This window comes from Anaerostipes amylophilus, from assembly GCF_025567365.1.
GTDB classification, from domain to species: domain Bacteria; phylum Bacillota; class Clostridia; order Lachnospirales; family Lachnospiraceae; genus Anaerostipes; species Anaerostipes amylophilus.
In genome coordinates, this window is record NZ_JAOQJG010000003.1 from 248,340 (window position 1) to 265,923 (window position 17,584).

Consider the following 17,584-nt stretch of genomic DNA (forward strand, 5'->3'; position numbering starts at 1 on the left):
ACAAAAATAAAAAAATAGATGGTACGCGAAACATGAATTTCATGTACCATCTATTTTTTTATTTTTATAACATACGCGAAGGTTATAGATACTATTTAGGTATATTTATTTGAGAAACGAAAAGAATTAAAGGGTATGATATATGTCACCTTCTAAAGTTTTCCATAAAAACTTTTTATCTTCATAAATCATATAGCCATGTTCAGATTCTTCTTTAGGAATTGACACAGATCCTGGATTTAAATACAAAAAGTTATCATATTCTTCCCAAGCTGGAATATGTGTATGCCCAGTTAACAGAATATCTCCTTTATGTAATTTTGGAGGATTCGCTGGTGAGTTTATGTGTCCGTGGGTTGCGTAGATTGTTTGTTCGTCGATGTATAGAATACAGGATTCACTTAATACAGGAAAGTTTAGTACCATCTGGTCGACTTCGGCTTCGCAGTTTCCTCTCACACAGATCAACTGGTCACTGATGGAATTTAGCATTTCGATGACTTGTTTTGGCGCGTAGTCTTTTGGAAGGTCGTTTCTTGGTCCGTGATAAAGTAAATCTCCTAAGAGAAGTAATTTATCAGGCTGTTCTTTTTTATAAGCTTCCATTAATTGTCTACAATAATAAGCAGATCCGTGAATATCGGATGCGATCATTAATTTCATATGTAAATACCTCAATTCTTTAAAAGTACGATAAAATATCTTTGTTTCAGTATATCACAAAATATGTTAAAATGGTCGGGACGATAAATTTGAGATGATAATTTTAGAAAGGTTTAAAGAATAAAATGAAACGATTAGTATTAGCGGAGAAGCCTTCGGTTGGGCGTGATATTGCGAGAGTTCTTGGCTGTAAAAATGAAACGCATAGTTATATCGAAGGAAATGATTATATTGTAACATGGGCATTAGGACATTTAGTGTCTTTGGCAGATCCGGAGCAGTATGGAAAAAAGTATAAAGAATGGAATATGGATGTCCTTCCAATGATGCCCAAACACTGGAAATTGACTGTGTTAAAAAAGACATCCAAACAGTTTCAGATAGTGAAGAAACTACTTCTTCGAAATGACATCAAAGACGTGATCATTGCAACTGATGCTGGAAGAGAAGGAGAACTGGTTGCCAGATGGATCTTACAGATGTCAGGAAATAAGAAACCGATCTATCGTTTGTGGATATCTTCGGTAACAGATAAAGCGATCAAAGATGGTTTTGCACATTTAAAACAGGGAAAAGAATATGACAATCTCTTTCGTGCGGCAAGATCAAGGGCAGAAGCAGACTGGTTAGTTGGAATCAATGCGACAAGAGCTTTGACATGTAAATATAACGCACAGTTATCTTGCGGACGTGTGCAGACACCAACGCTGGCAATGATCATGAATCGTGAGCAGGAAATTCGAAATTTCAAACCTCAGAAATATTATGGATATAAGATTTTTGCAACAGGAATGAATTTCACATGGGAAAATCAAAAAGGGAACCAGAGAATTTCCGATAAGAAATGGGCAGAGGAACTTGGAAAGAAATTAAGAGGTCATGATCTTGTGATCACAGAAGTTTCCAAAAAAGAGAAGAAGAATTATGCACCAGAACTTTACGATCTGACAACACTGCAGAAAGAAGCCAGCAAACGCTATGGATTCTCACCAAAACAGACATTAAATATCATGCAGAGCCTTTATGAGCATCACAAAGTATTGACGTATCCAAGAACAGATTCCAGATATTTAACCAATGATATGACAGAGACATTAAAAGACAGGATCAAAGCGTGTCAGAATGGATCATACAAAAAGGCAGCAGCGGCATTATTAAGAAAAGAGATTAAAGCAAGCAGTCGTTTTATCAACAATAAGAAAGTATCCGATCATCATGCGATCATTCCAACAGAACAGTATGCATCTTTGACAAGTTTCAGCTCTGATGAACGAAAGATCTACGATATGGTTGTTGCAAGATTTTTAGCTGTTTTATCTGAACCAGCAATTTCCGAACAACTTTCTGTAAAAGCAAGTGTAAATGGGGAGTTATTCCGTGCAAAAGCAGAGAATATCAAACAAATTGGATGGAGAGAACTTTACGAAGAAGAAACAGGATCAAAAGATATGATCAAAGCAGGAAATATTCCAGTCAAAGGAAAAGAATATTCTGTTGGTACGATCTCTATGACAGAAGGAACAACCAATCCACCAGGACGTTATACTGAAGGAACATTAATTGATCAGATGGATAAAAAAGGTCTTGGAACGGTTGCAACAAGAGCAGATATCATTGATAAACTATTTAACAGTTACCTTCTTGAAAAGAAAGGAAATGAAATTCACATCACATCCAAAGGAAAGCAGTTATTAGAACTTGTTCCAGAAGATCTTAAAAAAGCAGAACTAACCGCTGACTGGGAAAAGAAACTGACAGCAATTTCGAAAGGAAAACAAAATGATCAGAAATTTATGAGAGAAATCTCAGATTATACACAGGCATTGATCAAAGATATTAAAACATCCGATGGAAAATTCAGACATGATAATGTGACAAGACATCGTTGCCCAGAATGTGGAAAATTCTTATTAGAAGTCAATGGGAAACATGGAAAACGTCTGGTATGTCAGGATCGCACCTGTGGGTATAAAAAGACAATTTCAAGAATCACAAATGCAAGATGTCCAGTATGTCATAAGAAAATGGAAATGGTCGGAGAAGGTGAAGGACAGAAGTTTGTATGCGTTTGCGGATATAAGGAAAAACTGTCTGCATTTAAACAGAGAAAAGAAAAACAGGGTTCTGGAATGAGTAAGAAGGAAGTGAACCGGTATTTGAAGAAACAGCAGAAAGAGGCAGAACAGCCAATTAATAATGCATTTGCGGAGGCTTTTGCGAAAATTAAACTGTAGGTTGTGTGTTGGATGATCTGTATGTATTCTATTCTGAGACCCATTCGCATTTTATCTTAAAATATAGGATTTCACAGGCTTTCCAACAGGATTGTATTCAGTTTGGTTGTCATAATATTGAATTAATTCATCCAATTCGTTCGCCACTGTTTTCTGTAATACATCAACAGATGTGATCTGTGAAAGGTAGGGAAGGCTATCAAAGTGTTTCCGATATTTTTCATCACCACCAGTAAAGAAATGTTCCATTGGAGTTCCTAGTCTTTGGGCGTAAGCGCAATAGCGTACTTGATGGTGTTCTAATAGATATTCTTCTTGCCGGATTTTTCGCCCGATCAGGAAGTTCACTGGTTCCGTGTTGGCTGGATTGGATGTCATTTTTACGAGTAGAGATTGGAAGAATGAGGCATCTAACATATTTTTTAAATGTAGATATTCATAAACGAGATCCTCAATTGCAATAACTTTTGAGGAAAATTCAAAGGGGTTTTGTACTAGGATCTGGTTTGCTCCAAAAGTTGTAGCGATTCCGTTTTGGAATATAAATAGTTTTTCTGGATTCCTATGAAGATCTTCGTAAGACTGACCATCTTCTGTTTTGGATGCTTTTGAATCGACGACAGCGACGATTCCATCTTTTGCTTTGAAAATGCCGGTGAATGACATGATAAAATTCCTCATTTCTGTTAAACTGACCCGAAAAGTAAGAATTATCGGGAATTTTTAAAGTTATTATAGCAAAAAAATGACAGAAAGAATACGTTGAATGAAAAACTCATTAATGATATACTGAATCTAATAAAGTCAAAAAGGAGAAAGATCAATGATTAGAATTGGTATTATGGGTTATGGTAACCTTGGACGCGGAATTGAATGCGCGATCAAACAGAATGACGATTTGGAGCTTGTAGCTGTATTTACAAGAAGAGATCCAGCGACAGTCAGCATTTTAACAGAAGGTGCAGCTGTATGTAATGTCAAAGATGTAGAAGATTGGAAAGATAAGATTGACGTTTTAATGTTATGTGGAGGAAGTGCAACAGATCTTCCTGTTCAAACACCAGAATATGCAAAATTATTTAACGTAGTAGATAGCTTTGATACACACGCAAGAATTCCAGAACATTTTGCAAATGTAGATAAAGCAGCAAAAGAAAATGAACATATTGGAATCATCTCTGTAGGTTGGGATCCAGGAATGTTCTCTTTAAATAGAATGTATGCAAACGCAATCCTTCCAGAAGGAAAGGATTACACATTCTGGGGAAAAGGTGTCAGCCAGGGACATTCTGATGCAATTCGTCGTGTAGAAGGTGTCAAAGATGGTAAACAGTACACAATTCCTGTAGAAGCAGCCTTAGAAGCAGTTCGTAATGGAGAAGATCCAGAACTTACAACAAGACAGAAACATACAAGAGAATGTTTTGTAGTCCTTGAAGAAGGTGCAGATGCGAAGAAAGTAGAAGAAGAGATCAAAACAATGCCGAACTACTTCTCAGACTATGACACAACAGTACATTTCATCAGTCAGGAAGAATTAGATCGTGATCACAGCAAGATCCCTCATGGTGGATTCGTATTAAGAAGCGGATGCACAGGATGGGAAAAAGAAAACAAACACATTATCGAATACAGCTTAAAATTAGATTCTAACCCAGAATTTACATCAAGCGTTTTAGTTGCATATGCAAGAGCTGCATACAAACTTTCCAAAGAAGGACAGAGCGGATGCAAGACTGTATTTGATATCGCACCAGCATATTTAAGTGCCAAATCTGGAGAAGAATTAAGAGCTTCTTTGTTATAAAAAGACAAAGAATCAATCGTTCAATAAAATGATTATAAAAAGAAATAAAATATTTCTAAACTGCCTTGATTTCATGTAGAAGGAACGATATAATCTTCTACATGTTATAGAGAAAGAAGGGAGATATTTATGTACCCATATGGTTATTATTTCGACCCAACGTATATTTTGATCATCGTCGGGGTGATCATTACAATGATTGCATCTTCTAAGATGAATTCAACATTCCGAAGATATTCAAGAGTTCGTTGCCATTGTGGATTAACAGGTTCGCAGGCGGCGCAACGTATTTTAAATCAGGCAGGAATCTACGATGTTTCTGTAGAACGAGTCAGTGGTAATCTTACGGATCATTATGATCCAAAGAATAAGGTACTACGATTATCCGATGCAACTTATGGATCTGATTCCATTGCAGCGATCGGCGTTGCAGCTCATGAATGTGGGCATGCCGTACAACATCAGCAAGGATATACACCATTAAAGATTCGTGGAGCGATGGTTCCAGCCGTGAATTTAGGATCTAATTTATCTTGGTTGTTTATTATCGGTGGTGTTGTTCTTGGAATGAACCAGACACTGCTGAATATCGGAATTTTGTTATTCTCATTGGCAGTTATCTTTCAGCTGGTAACACTTCCAGTTGAATTTAACGCTTCAGCAAGAGCTTTAAAGATCCTTGGCAATACAGGAATCATGTATGGTGATGAAGTAGCACAGACAAGGAAGGTATTAACTGCAGCAGCACTCACTTATGTGGCAAGTGCAACAGCGGCAATCCTTAGTTTACTTCGTCTGGTTATTTTATTCGGAGAAAGAGATAACGACTAGAAATATAAATTTGAGAAGAAATCCTGCGTTGCAGGATTTTTTCTTTTCTAAAATAAGGAGGAGAAAATAAGCAATATTATTTCATTGATCCTGACACTTTGCTGTGTTAGATGGGGATGGATGTTATATGGGCTTGGAGCAGTATTGATCTTTCTTTATCCGGACATACCCATGCTGGACAGATCTGGCCGACAGGACAGCTTGGAGAGCTGATCGGTGTGAATGAGTTAAATTATGGATACCGACAAGATGGAGATTATCAGGTAATTGTAAGTTTCGGAATCGGCGGCTGGGGATATCCAATCCGTACAGGCGGACATTCCGAATATGTAGTTATCACTTTAAATACAAAGAAATAAAGAGGAAAAAATATGGCAGGAAAATTTTATGCAGTAAAAAAAGGAAGAAAACCAGGAATCTACATGTCATGGGATGCATGCAAAGCACAGGTGATGGGATTTCCAAATGCAAGATACAAAGGATTTAAAACAAAAGCAGAAGCGGAAGAGTTTTTAAATCCCGATGCAAACGAATTGATGCAGATTGATGAAGACACATTAGTTGCATATGTGGACGGAAGTTATGATCATTCCCAGAAGAGATTTTCCTATGGAATGGTTTTGATGCATGACGGAAAAGAACGCTATTTTGCATATCCATACATAGATGAAGAACTGGCAACGATGCGTAATGTAGCAGGCGAGATCAAAGGTTCCGAAGCAGCCATGCGTTTTGCAAAAGAAAATGGCTACAAAAAACTTGCAATTCACTATGATTATGAAGGAATCCAGAAATGGTGTACAGGTGAGTGGGCAGCAAAAAAAGAAGGAACACAGGCTTATCAGAGAATTTATGAAGAAATGAAACAGCATGTTCAGATTAAGTTTGTAAAAGTCAAAGGACATTCCAATGATAAATATAACGATTATGCAGATATGTTAGCGAAATCTGCATTAGGAATCGGAGATGGAAGCTTCGAGAAGAAAGAAGATCAGGAGTGGATCAAAGTAAGGTAAAAGAAAAAATATGGAATCCCTTTGGAATTATACCAAGCTGGATAAATCCAAGTTTCTTGTATAGATGCAGGGCTGCTTTATTGTTTGATGGATTTCTGGAAATGTGCTACACTTTTATTTAGAATGAGAAAATTATATTGTAAATATTAAAATTGTATGATATGATTCTGAATATATTTATATAGTATTAAGTATAGTTTGAATGAACAATGATAGGAGAAGTCATATTGAAAAATAAGTTGTTTTCAGGAGAGTCAATAAACATTGAATATAAAGTTGAAATGCCTAAAAAGAGCGAAAAATATATGAAAACAGTAGTGGCTTTTGCAAATGGAAGAGGAGGACGTATTGTTTTTGGTGTTGATGATGAGCCATGTGAATATCTTGAAATTGATGAAAACGATATAAAAGACTTATGTGACAAGATGAAAAAACAGCAGGCAATTAGACGAATCGGCACTAGTCATAAAGGCTATTGGGAATTGTTGATCAATTTATAAAGAAAGGTATTAAAAACATATGAAAATCCAAATGATCTGCGTCGGAAAAATTAAAGAAGCATATTTAAGAGAATTGATCGATCACTACACAAAGATTATCCGCAAGAAATATGATTTTGAAATTATAGAACTTCCTGACGAGAAAACACCAGATAACGCCAGTGAAAAAGAAGAAGCAAAGATCAAGGAAATTGAAGGACAGAGAATTCTTGATAAGATTCCAGAAGGATCTTTTGTAATTTCTCTCTGTATAGAAGGAACTCCTTATTCCACAGAACAATTCCAGAAGAAATGGAATCAGTGGAACAAGGAGTCCATAAATAATATTACATTTATTATTGGCGGTTCCCTTGGATTATCACCTAAAGTTATATCCAAAGGGAAATTAAAATTAAGTTTTAGTAAAATGACATTTCCACATCAATTAATGCGCCTGATCTTAATTGAGCAGTTAAGCTATCTTTAATCTAAAGCATTTTCGAACATTCGGTAAATTTCCGGGTGTTCTTTTTTTACATTGATCGGTTTTAGATCTTTTGTCACCATACCATGTGTTGTCTTCCCAGTAGCAATCAGATCATCACCTCTTGTAACCTTATAAGAAAACTCTAGACGAACAGGAGACAGCTTGGTAAGATTTACATGAATCTGTAACTGATCCTCATAGAAAGCTGCTTTTTTATATTTGCATTCAAGGCTTGTTAATGGAGTGATGATTCCTTCTTTTTCTACATCTGTATAAGAAATGCCAGCGGCTTTAATAAAATCAGTTCTGGCTACTTCAAACCAAACTGCATAGTTACTATGATGAGCAATCCCCATCTGATCTGTTTCTGCATAACGAACTTCAATCGTTGATATATGTCCCATAATTTACGCTCCTTTTCTTTTTGTTTATTGTAAGCATTTTTTAAGAATCTGTCAAAATTTAAAGAAGCTGTACTGTAGCGGTGTTCTTTCCTGATCTACCAATAAGTTTATAGTAAAGGATAAAAGCAATGAGTGCGGTAATGATTTCAGCAACCCAGAATGCATGCCATACACCATGTACTCCAACTGTTTTACTTAATATAAATGCTGCAGGAATGATCACAACAACATAACGTAAAAATGAGATCATAAAAGACTGAATACCTTTTCCTAATGCTTCAAATGCACCTGCGGAAACAACGGAAACGGAAGAAGCTACAAATCCTGCACAAATAATGCGAAGTGCGATCGTGCCTTCTGTTAATGTTTCAGGATTGTTTGTAAACATACTCATAAGCGTCTGCGGTATCGTAAAACAAATGACAGTTCCAACAGCCATGATTCCAACAACAATCTCAAATGTCATAAGATAGATCTTACGGACACGTGCTGGTTCCTTTGCTCCATAATTATAACTCATAATCGGGCGCATTCCCTGAATCATTCCATTCGCTGTCAGATATAAGAATGTCTGTAATTTGTAATAAACACCAAGAACAACAACATAAGTCTGTGAAAATGATGCTAAAATCGCATTTAAAGCAGACACTAAGAAAGATGGTAATGCCATATTTAAAGTTGCTGGAATTCCGATGGTATATAATCTTTTAATACATGCAGCTTCTGGTTTTAAACAATCTTTTCTGATCTTTACATGAATTGGACGAAATAGATAAACGAATAAATAGATGATCAATGTACTGCTCTGTCCAATTCCAGTTGCAAGTGCCGCACCTTGAATTCCAAGTTTCGGAAAGAAACCGATTCCAAAGATTAAAAGTGGGTCTAATACAATATTTACAATACAACCGGTCATCAAAGCAATCATTGTGGTCACCATATTTCCAACTGCCTGAAAAATCTTCTCAAAAGAAATACTTACCATAATAATAGTTGAAAACATTAATGCAATGGTTGAATATTGTAATCCCATTTTGATAACAGTCTGATCTTTTGTAAACATTGCCAAAAATGATGGCATGATCATTAATCCAACAATCGTAAAAATGATTCCATGAATAGTATTTAGAAACAATCCTTGTGTTGCTGCTTTATTGGCTTCTTTTGCTTTCCCTGCGCCAAGACACATTGCAATCACTGCATTAATTCCAACGCCAAATCCAACCGCAACTGAGTTGATCAGATTTTGCACTGGATATACAAGAGATAAAGCGTTCATTGCATCTTCACTGATTTTTGCAACGAAGATACTGTCAATGATGTTATACAATGAGTTTACAAACATGGAGATTACCATTGGCAGCGCCATTGATAATAATAATGGTAAAATTGGTTTTTCTTTCATATACGTCTGATCCATAAAATAATTTTCCTCCTTAACAATAAAAAAGAGACAATAGACTTTGCTGTTTAACGATCAGAAACAGTAAAATCTATAGTCTCTTAAAAGACAATATTTAATTTCTATAATATATTTTATTTATTAAAATACGCACCAGGCGGGAGTCGAACCCGCGGCCAACAGCTTCGGAGGCTGCCACTCTATCCACTGAGTTACTGGTACATAAGCTTTATTATATTACAATATATTGAAAAAAATAGCAAGAGTTATTTTGGGTTGGACTGGACTCGCTCCGCTCGATAAGGTATACCCGCAGGGCATTCGTGAATTCATAGTCCTTTGGACTGGACTCGCTCCGCTCGATAAGGTATAATATACTGTAAATTTGCTGTAGGTGGATTGGAGGGATGTTCGTGAAGCTTAGAAAATCTACAGTTGTTGTTATCATTACAAGTTGGATTTTATTTTTTGTAGCAGCTTTTTTAGCTTATGTAAAATTAGATCAGATAAGGCAAGAACGACTTACCAATGAAAAGATTTTTCAACAAACAACACAGAAGAATACCGCACAAAACGTGATCAAGGAAACCAATGATGCAGTGAAAGCAAAAAAGAAAGATCCTGATGCTGAGAAAAAAACAGTGGAGGATTTTATGAAAACATATTATAAGCTGGTTCAGAAAAATGATCTTACAAATTTGAAATCTATGGTAGAAGATACGAATGAGTTGGAGAAAAATCAAAAAGCTATCCATCAGTATGTGAAAAAATACGATGATCTTACATATCTTGTAAAAAAAGGAGCAGATGATGAATCATTTATTGTTTATGTGACATATAAGATGAAGATTAAGAAGATTGCAACATTGGCACCAGGAATGACATCGTATTATGTAATGAAGAAGGGAGATACTTTTTGTATCTACAATAATCAAAAACATGATACGGATGAGATCACAGATGCAAAAAAAGAAAGCCAAAACAGCAAAGAGATTAAAAAGTTGACAAAGCAGATCAATAAAAAATATGATCAGGCCTTAAAACAAGATAAAAAATTAAAACAATTTTTTGAAGGAAATTAAAATATATGATGAAATTTGAAATCTATATTCTACAGAAGAAATCGCAAGATTCTAAGACGTACCAAGAAGCAATGGGAGAATATCTAAAGCGTCTCGGGGCATATGCGAAAGTTTCTGTAGTGTATAAAAAGAATGCAAAACAAGTAGAGAAAATATTAAAAGAAGCGGGAGAGCATTATCATATCATACCAGGAAAAGACAGTATGACAAGTCCGGAACTTGCACAACTGATCAATGAAAGCTCTGTGCAGGGAATTTCAAAGTTTCATTTTTATATTGGAGATTTAGAATCTGAAGAGACAAAACCATTTCATGTATCTTCCTTTACACAAAGTGGATCACTAACAGGTACGATCATACTAGAACAGATTTATCGTGCTTACCGGATTTTAAATCACCAGCCATATCACAAGTAATACTAGAAAACACTAGAATGGAGTTAGCAAAGATGGAGTTTAAGACACCAACAATTGAAGATAAAGAAGAAATTGACCGATGTATCCTGGCAGATGATACAAGAAGCTGTGATTACGCAACAGCCAATATTATTTTATGGAGTGCATATTATCAGGTAAAATATGCGATCATCGAAGGACTCTTTGTATCGCATACAGATGAAGAAGGCGGTTCTTTCTGCTACCCGATCGGAAAGGGAGATAAGAAAAAGGTATTACAGTCTCTGATGGACGATTGTAAAGAAAAACAGATTCCATTTGTATTGCATGGGGTAACTCATGAAATGGAAGATGAATTTCGGAAAATGTTTGGAGATATTTATGAAATTGAATATGACAGAGATATCTCAGAATATATTTATGACAGAGAAAAACTAGCAACATTATCTGGCAAGAAACTTCATGGAAAGAGAAATCACATCAATCGTTTTAAGGAAAATCATGAATGGTCATATGAACCGCTTTCTGATGAAAATCAGTTAGAAGTACTAGCAATGTTGATGGAATGGAAGTTACAAAACTGTGATCCAGAAGATATTGAGAAACATGATGAGATCTGTGTATCGAAAAACAGTGTGATCAATTATAAAGAATTAGGGCTCGTAGGAGGCGTTTTGCGTGCAGAAGGTAAGATCGTAGGATTTTCCATTGGAGAACGCGCATCAAATGAAGATACGTTTATCGTTCATATTGAAAAAGCTTTTGCAGATATCCAAGGAGCATATCCAATGATCAATCAGCAGTTTGTCATTCACGAGATGGAGAATTTTAAATATGTAAACAGAGAGGATGATGTCGGAGAAGAAGGACTTCGTAAATCGAAATTATCCTATCGTCCAGTATTTATGGTAGATAAAGGTGTTCTTCGCCTAAAATCAGAAGTAAAGAATTGACACTAGGTGTCTAAAAATGTAGAATTGAAGAAAGGACAAACCATTAGGAGGAATATGTAATGAAACATTTGATTGATCCGATGGATTTAAGTGTGGAAGATATTGACAGATTATTAGACCGCGCTGATGACATCGCAAAGAATCCTGAAAAATATCAGGAAGTATGCAAACACAAGAAATTAGCAACTTTGTTCTTTGAACCAAGTACAAGAACAAGATTAAGTTTCGAGGCAGCGATGCTTGAATTAGGAGGAAGTGTTCTTGGATTTTCTTCCGCAGATTCTTCATCTGCATCCAAAGGAGAAAGTGTGGCAGACACAGCAAGAGTTATTGAATGTTACGCAGATATCATTGCGATGCGTCATCCAAAGGAAGGTGCACCATTTGTAGCATCACAGTATGTAAACATTCCAGTCATTAACGCGGGTGATGGGGGACACAATCATCCAACACAGACATTAACAGACCTTTTAACGATCAGAAGAGAAAAAGGACGTCTTAACAATTTCACGATTGGATTTTGCGGAGACTTAAAGTTTGGAAGAACAGTACATTCCCTGATCAAAGCATTATCAAGATATGAAGGAATTAATTATATTTTAATTTCTCCAGAAGAACTTCAGATTCCTGAATATATTAAGAAAGATGTCTTTGAGAAGAAAGGGATCACATTTACAGAAGTTGATAAGATGGAAGATGTGATGCCTCAGTTAGATATTCTTTATATGACAAGAGTACAGAGAGAACGTTTCTTCAACGAAGCCGATTATGTCAGATTAAAAGACAGCTATATTTTAGATATGGATAAATTAAAGATCGCCAAAGAAGATCTTTCGATTTTACATCCATTGCCTCGTGTAAATGAGATTTCTGTAAAAGTCGATAACGATCCAAGAGCCTGCTATTTTAAACAGGTATTGAATGGGAAACATGTAAGAATGGCATTGATCATGGAATTACTGGGGGTAAGTGCAGATGAACATTGATAGCATTAAGAATGGAATTGTATTAGATCATATTCGTGCAGGCCGCGGAATGCAGATTTATAACAGTCTTGGACTAGATCAGTTAGACTGTAGCGTTGCAATTATTAAGAATGTAAAAAGCAACAAGATGGGAAAGAAAGATATCATCAAGATTTCAGACGCATTTGAAGTGAACTTTGATGTTTTAGGATACATCGATCCAGAAGTTACTGTATGTGTTATTGAAAATGGCAGTGTAAAATCCAAGCATAAAGTAGAACTTCCTGAAAAGATCGTAAATATTGCAAGATGCAAGAATCCAAGATGTATCACATCTGTAGAACAAGAGATCGATCATGTGTTTAAATTAACAGATAGAGAACATCAGGTATATCGTTGTGTTTACTGTGAATCTAAACTAAAAAAATAAGCAAAAGAGACAAAGAGGTATCCGTGCATGAAACAAGAAAGCAGAACAAACATAAATCGTGTAAAAAAGGATATCAGCAGTCCGGAAAGCTTCACTCCGCCTGAAGAACTGAAACGACAGCTGATCACAACCATGCAAAGCATTTATGATGAAGAAGATATTGAGGCTGTAGAGCGTGCCTACAAAGTTGCATACAAGGCACATGAGAAGCAGAAACGAAAGTCTGGAGAGCCTTATATCATTCATCCTATTTGTGTTGCGATCATACTTGCAGAATTAGAACTTGACAAAGAAACGATTATGGCAGGGCTGCTTCATGATGTTGTAGAAGATACGGAAACGACCCATGAGGATATTGTCAGAGACTTTGGAGAAGAAGTTGCCCAGTTAGTTGATGGTGTTACGAAGTTAGGACAGTTGAGTTATTCCAAGGATAAGATTGAAGTTCAGGCGGAGAACTTACGAAAGATGTTTCTTGCAATGGCGAAAGATATCCGAGTGATTCTGATCAAATTAGCGGATCGTCTGCATAATATGCGTACGATGCAGTTTATGCGCCCAGAGAAGCAAAAAGAGAAATCAAGAGAAACGATGGATATCTATGCACCAATCGCACATCGTCTTGGTATTTCAAAGATTAAGGTCGAATTAGATGATCTTGCACTATGTTATTTAAAGCCAGATGTATATGAAGATTTAGAGAAATCGTTAAATTCTGCAAAAGAAGAAAGAGAAGCTTTTATCCAGGAGATCGTAGAAGAAGTGAAAGGTCATATTGATCGTGCAGGAATAAAGGCAGAGATTGATGGACGTGTAAAACACATGTTCAGCATTTATAAGAAGATGGTCAACCAGCATAAGACGATCGATCAGATTTATGATCTATTTGCAGTAAGAATTAAAGTTGATACCGTCAAGGACTGCTATGCAGCTCTTGGAATCATTCATGAGATGTATAAACCAATTCCAGGAAGATTCAAAGACTATATTGCAATGCCAAAACCAAATATGTATCAGTCACTGCATACAACACTGATCGGACCAGAAGGACATCCATTTGAGATTCAGATCCGTACTTTTGAGATGCATCGTGTGGCTGAATATGGTATTGCAGCTCATTGGAAGTATAAAGAGAATAATAATACCAAGGGACTTAACAAAGAAGAAGAGAAATTAAGTTGGTTAAGAGAAGTGCTGGAATGGCAGCGTGACATGGATGATAACAAGGAATTTTTAAGTCTGCTTAAGACAAACTTAGACCTTTTTGCAGAACAGGTATATTGTTTTACACCAAATGGTGACGTTAAAAACCTTGCAAATGGTTCCACACCAATCGATTTTGCTTATTCCATCCATAGTGCGGTTGGTAATAAGATGGTTGGTGCGAGAGTTAATGGAAGACAGGTTCCATTTGATTATCATTTGCAAAATGGTGACCGTGTAGAAATCATTACATCCCAGAACTCGAAAGGACCGAGCCGAGATTGGTTAGGTCTTGTAAAATCAGCACAGGCAAGAAGTAAGATCAATCAGTGGTTTAAACGACAGTTTAAAGAAGAGAATATCGTAAGGGGTAAGGAACTTCTTGAAAAATATTGTAAAAGTAAAAGTATCAGACTTTCTGAATTGATGAAGCCGGAATATATTAAGAAAGTTGAATTAAAGTACGGCTTTAAAGACTGGGATTCTGTATGCGCAGCAGTCGGACATGGTGGATTAAAAGAAGGTCAGGTCATCAATAAGATGCAGGAAGAAGACCGTAAGATCAAGAAACAGAAGATCACAGATGAACAGGTCTTAAAGAAAACGACAGAAGCAGCACAGGCAGCAGCGGCAAATCCAGAGAAGAAGAAAGATAAGAAATCAAAAGGTGGGATTGTGGTACGAGGTGCTAACGATGTTGCTGTTCGTTTCTCAAAATGCTGTAACCCAGTACCTGGAGATGAAATTGTTGGATTTATTACAAGAGGACGTGGAATTTCTATTCATAGAACAGATTGTATTAATCTGCTGAATATGCCAGAATCAGACAGGGCACGTTTGATCGAAGCAGAATGGCAGGTAAGTGAAGCTGATACAACGCAGACATATACAACAGAGATTAATATCTATGCGAATAATCGGAAAGGCCTTCTGGCAGAAGTTTCTAAGATTTTCTTAGAACTTGATATTGATATCATTACGATCAATGTATCAAACAATAAGAAAGGAAGAGCAACGCTTAGTATGTCATTTGATATCACAGGCGTAGAGCAGCTGAATCGTATCATTACCAAGATCAGGAATGTGGAAGGTGTGATCGATATCGAAAGAACAGCAGGATAGGTGATAATATGAGTGAAACAACATTACGACTAGACAGACCACTTAAGATGGTAACGATCTGTCTTGGACAAATGCAGACAAATTGTTATATCGTTGAGAATACAAAAACAAATCAGGCGTTCGTGTTTGATCCAGGTGATCAAGGAGAACGCATTATGGATACATTAAAAGAGGATGGCATGGAACTTGCAGGTGTATGCCTGACTCATGGACATTTTGACCATGTGATGGCACTCCCATATCTGATGGAGCAAAAACCAGATCTTAATGTCTATCTTTACGAAAGTGAGGCAGAAGTACTTGCAAGTCCTGATCTGAATCTTGGATCTATGATGGGAATGAATCTTTCCTTAAAGGCAAATCATCTGGTGAAAGATGGAGAGATCATTGATGTACTGGGAACAAAGGTAAAATGTATTCATGTTCCAGGACATACAAAAGGCGGTGTTTGTTATTATTTTGCAGATTATGGATGGCTGATCTCAGGAGATACATTATTCCAGATGAGCATTGGAAGAACTGATTTTCCAACAGGTAATCTGAATGATCTTTTAACAGCGATCAGAGAGAAATTATTTGTTTTGCCGCCATGGACCAAAGTATTATCCGGTCATACACCACCAACAACGATTGAGGAGGAAAGCAGAAGTAATCCGTTTCTGCAATAGATTATGATTGGATTAATTCAAAACAAGACAATTTATGAATATGATATCAGAAGTTTAATATTGGCATTTATGCTCGGAGAGAAGATAGAATTGACGGATCACGTTGATTCTATCTACGATTTTATATTGGAAGTTCAATATAAAGATCAAGAAATCGATATGAAACTGTACAAGAAAGGTGAATTAGAAGATGAGATTCAGCTCTTTGGCGATTACGAAGATAAAAAGCTTTTCAAAAATCAGCTGAAACGAGGAATTTATCAGTTATTTTCCAAGGCATTGAATAAACAGCTACCATGGGGGACATTAACTGGAATCCGTCCGACAAAGATTGCTTTTGATGGATATAAAAAAGGAGAAAGCAGCGAAGAAATCATTCATAAGTTTCAGAAAGATTATCTGGCTTCCAAGGAGAAAGCAAGTCTTTGTACAGAAACTGTACAAAAAGAGAGAAAACTTTTAAAAACATTTCCATACAAAGAAGGATACAGTTTATATGTAGGAATACCATTTTGCCCAAGTACATGTCTGTACTGTTCATTTACATCGTATTCGATCGATCAGTACGAGAATATTGTACAGGATTACTTAGATGCATTATTTAAAGAACTTGATTTTGTAAAGCAGGCGTATGCGTACAAAGAACTCCAGACAATGTATATCGGAGGTGGAACACCGACATCATTAAATGAGCAGGATCTGGAATATTTGTTATGTGAGATCAACAAAAGATTTCCGCTGTCAAAGATAAAAGAAATCACAGTGGAAGCAGGAAGACCGGATAGTTTAAATCTTGAGAAATTAAAAATTTTAAAGAAATACGGAGTTACGAGGATCAGCATCAATCCACAGTCAATGAATGATAAAACATTAAAACTGATCGGAAGGAATCATGTATCCAAAGATATCAAAGAGAAGTTTAGAATGGCAAGACAGGCAGGAATTAACAATATCAATATGGATATGATCTGCGGACTTCCAGAGGAAGGAATGGAAGAACTTTCCTATACATTAGAAGAGATCAAGAAACTCGATCCAGAAAGTTTAACGGTTCATGCACTTGCGGTGAAACGATCATCAAGATTAAACCGTATGAAAGATACATATCATTTTGGAGCAACCGAAGAGATGGTATCTTACGCAGCCAGGTGTGCAAGAGATATGCAGATGGAACCATATTATTTATATCGACAGAAGAATATTCCAGGGAACCTTGAGAATGTCGGTTTTTCAAAAAAAGGAAAAGAATGTCTTTACAATATTTTGATTATGGAAGAATTACATGATATCATAGCAGTTGGTGCAGGAACATCTTCAAAGATCGTACATCAAGAAGATCATCAGGTGGACCGCATCGAGAATCTTAAGGATATTAAGCAGTATATTACACGAATTGATGAGATCATTCATAGAAAAGAATTAAAGATGATCTAAACAGGAGTT

At 36.3% G+C, this 17,584-nt stretch carries 19 protein-coding genes and 1 tRNA gene; 15 read left to right on the plus strand and 5 right to left on the minus strand.

Annotated features, from left to right (window positions below; all coding sequences use genetic code 11):
• Window positions 1-126 precede the first annotated feature (126 nt).
• Complete coding sequence (gene yfcE, locus OCV53_RS05645) at window positions 127-663, minus strand: phosphodiesterase (RefSeq protein WP_022375466.1); 537 nt, start codon at window positions 661-663, stop codon at window positions 127-129.
• A gap of 125 nt (window positions 664-788) precedes the next feature.
• Between yfcE and OCV53_RS05650 the strand changes: the two genes are divergently transcribed.
• Entirely contained in the window at window positions 789-2,897 is a 2,109-nt protein-coding gene (locus OCV53_RS05650; protein ID WP_055197012.1) for a DNA topoisomerase III, read from the plus strand.
• A gap of 51 nt (window positions 2,898-2,948) precedes the next feature.
• Here the strand turns inward: OCV53_RS05650 and OCV53_RS05655 are convergent, their stop codons facing one another.
• Window positions 2,949-3,563, minus strand: a complete 615-nt coding sequence (locus OCV53_RS05655) for a hypothetical protein (protein WP_022375468.1) — start codon at window positions 3,561-3,563, stop codon at window positions 2,949-2,951.
• A gap of 157 nt (window positions 3,564-3,720) precedes the next feature.
• Here OCV53_RS05655 and OCV53_RS05660 point away from each other — a divergent pair, with 157 nt between their 5' ends.
• The 6 genes from OCV53_RS05660 to rlmH all read left to right on the plus strand — a co-directional run bounded on the left by OCV53_RS05660 (window position 3,721) and on the right by rlmH (window position 7,517).
• The gene (locus OCV53_RS05660; protein ID WP_055197013.1) at window positions 3,721-4,704 is read left to right on the plus strand and encodes a diaminopimelate dehydrogenase; all 984 of its coding nucleotides are present in this window, start codon (window positions 3,721-3,723) and stop codon (window positions 4,702-4,704) included.
• Between the two features lie 129 nt (window positions 4,705-4,833).
• Window positions 4,834-5,535 (plus strand): zinc metallopeptidase, encoded by a 702-nt coding sequence (locus OCV53_RS05665; protein WP_055197015.1) that lies wholly within the window; start codon window positions 4,834-4,836, stop codon window positions 5,533-5,535.
• Between the two features lie 116 nt (window positions 5,536-5,651).
• Entirely contained in the window at window positions 5,652-5,894 is a 243-nt protein-coding gene (locus OCV53_RS05670; protein WP_055197017.1) for a metallophosphoesterase family protein, read from the plus strand.
• 12 nt (window positions 5,895-5,906) lie between these two features.
• Entirely contained in the window at window positions 5,907-6,551 is a 645-nt protein-coding gene (locus OCV53_RS05675) for a ribonuclease H1 domain-containing protein (RefSeq protein WP_022375472.1), read from the plus strand.
• A gap of 227 nt (window positions 6,552-6,778) precedes the next feature.
• Window positions 6,779-7,051, plus strand: a complete 273-nt coding sequence (locus OCV53_RS05680; protein ID WP_022375474.1) for an AlbA family DNA-binding domain-containing protein — start codon at window positions 6,779-6,781, stop codon at window positions 7,049-7,051.
• A gap of 19 nt (window positions 7,052-7,070) precedes the next feature.
• Window positions 7,071-7,517, plus strand: a complete 447-nt coding sequence (rlmH, locus tag OCV53_RS05685; RefSeq protein ID WP_055197021.1) for a 23S rRNA (pseudouridine(1915)-N(3))-methyltransferase RlmH — start codon at window positions 7,071-7,073, stop codon at window positions 7,515-7,517.
• On the opposite strand, the gene OCV53_RS05690 is transcribed toward rlmH, so the two are convergent.
• The 3 genes from OCV53_RS05690 to OCV53_RS05700 all read right to left on the minus strand — a co-directional run bounded on the left by OCV53_RS05690 (window position 7,514) and on the right by OCV53_RS05700 (window position 9,545).
• On the minus strand, window positions 7,514-7,921 hold the full coding sequence (locus tag OCV53_RS05690) for an acyl-CoA thioesterase (RefSeq protein WP_022375476.1): 408 nt from the start codon (window positions 7,919-7,921) through the stop codon (window positions 7,514-7,516). The two genes, rlmH and OCV53_RS05690, sit on opposite strands and share 4 nt — an antisense overlap.
• Before the next feature lie 58 nt (window positions 7,922-7,979).
• On the minus strand, window positions 7,980-9,341 hold the full coding sequence (locus OCV53_RS05695; protein WP_055197022.1) for an MATE family efflux transporter: 1,362 nt from the start codon (window positions 9,339-9,341) through the stop codon (window positions 7,980-7,982).
• 131 nt (window positions 9,342-9,472) lie between these two features.
• A tRNA-Arg gene (locus OCV53_RS05700) sits at window positions 9,473-9,545 on the minus strand.
• A 185-nt stretch (window positions 9,546-9,730) separates the two neighbouring features.
• Here OCV53_RS05700 and OCV53_RS05705 point away from each other — a divergent pair.
• From OCV53_RS05705 to hemZ, 8 genes are read left to right on the plus strand one after another with little or no spacing between them, the layout of a single operon-like run.
• Window positions 9,731-10,405, plus strand: coding sequence for a hypothetical protein (locus tag OCV53_RS05705; protein WP_055197024.1), 675 nt, complete (start codon window positions 9,731-9,733; stop codon window positions 10,403-10,405).
• A gap of 5 nt (window positions 10,406-10,410) precedes the next feature.
• Complete coding sequence (locus OCV53_RS05710; RefSeq protein ID WP_022375479.1) at window positions 10,411-10,821, plus strand: 23S rRNA (pseudouridine(1915)-N(3))-methyltransferase RlmH; 411 nt, start codon at window positions 10,411-10,413, stop codon at window positions 10,819-10,821.
• A gap of 17 nt (window positions 10,822-10,838) precedes the next feature.
• Window positions 10,839-11,753: a DUF2156 domain-containing protein gene (locus tag OCV53_RS05715; protein ID WP_055197026.1), complete on the plus strand. Its 915-nt coding sequence runs from the start codon at window positions 10,839-10,841 to the stop codon at window positions 11,751-11,753.
• A 59-nt stretch (window positions 11,754-11,812) separates the two neighbouring features.
• Window positions 11,813-12,739, plus strand: coding sequence for an aspartate carbamoyltransferase (pyrB, locus tag OCV53_RS05720; protein WP_055197028.1), 927 nt, complete (start codon window positions 11,813-11,815; stop codon window positions 12,737-12,739).
• Window positions 12,729-13,148, plus strand: coding sequence for an aspartate carbamoyltransferase regulatory subunit (locus OCV53_RS05725; RefSeq protein WP_022375482.1), 420 nt, complete (start codon window positions 12,729-12,731; stop codon window positions 13,146-13,148). Before pyrB ends, OCV53_RS05725 begins: the two co-directional genes overlap by 11 nt.
• 27 nt (window positions 13,149-13,175) lie before the next feature.
• Entirely contained in the window at window positions 13,176-15,473 is a 2,298-nt protein-coding gene (locus OCV53_RS05730; RefSeq protein WP_055197030.1) for a RelA/SpoT family protein, read from the plus strand.
• 8 nt (window positions 15,474-15,481) lie between these two features.
• Entirely contained in the window at window positions 15,482-16,141 is a 660-nt protein-coding gene (locus tag OCV53_RS05735) for an MBL fold metallo-hydrolase (protein WP_055197032.1), read from the plus strand.
• Between the two features lie 3 nt (window positions 16,142-16,144).
• Window positions 16,145-17,575: a coproporphyrinogen dehydrogenase HemZ gene (hemZ, locus tag OCV53_RS05740; RefSeq protein WP_055197034.1), complete on the plus strand. Its 1,431-nt coding sequence runs from the start codon at window positions 16,145-16,147 to the stop codon at window positions 17,573-17,575.
• The last annotated feature ends 9 nt before the right edge of the window (window positions 17,576-17,584 follow it).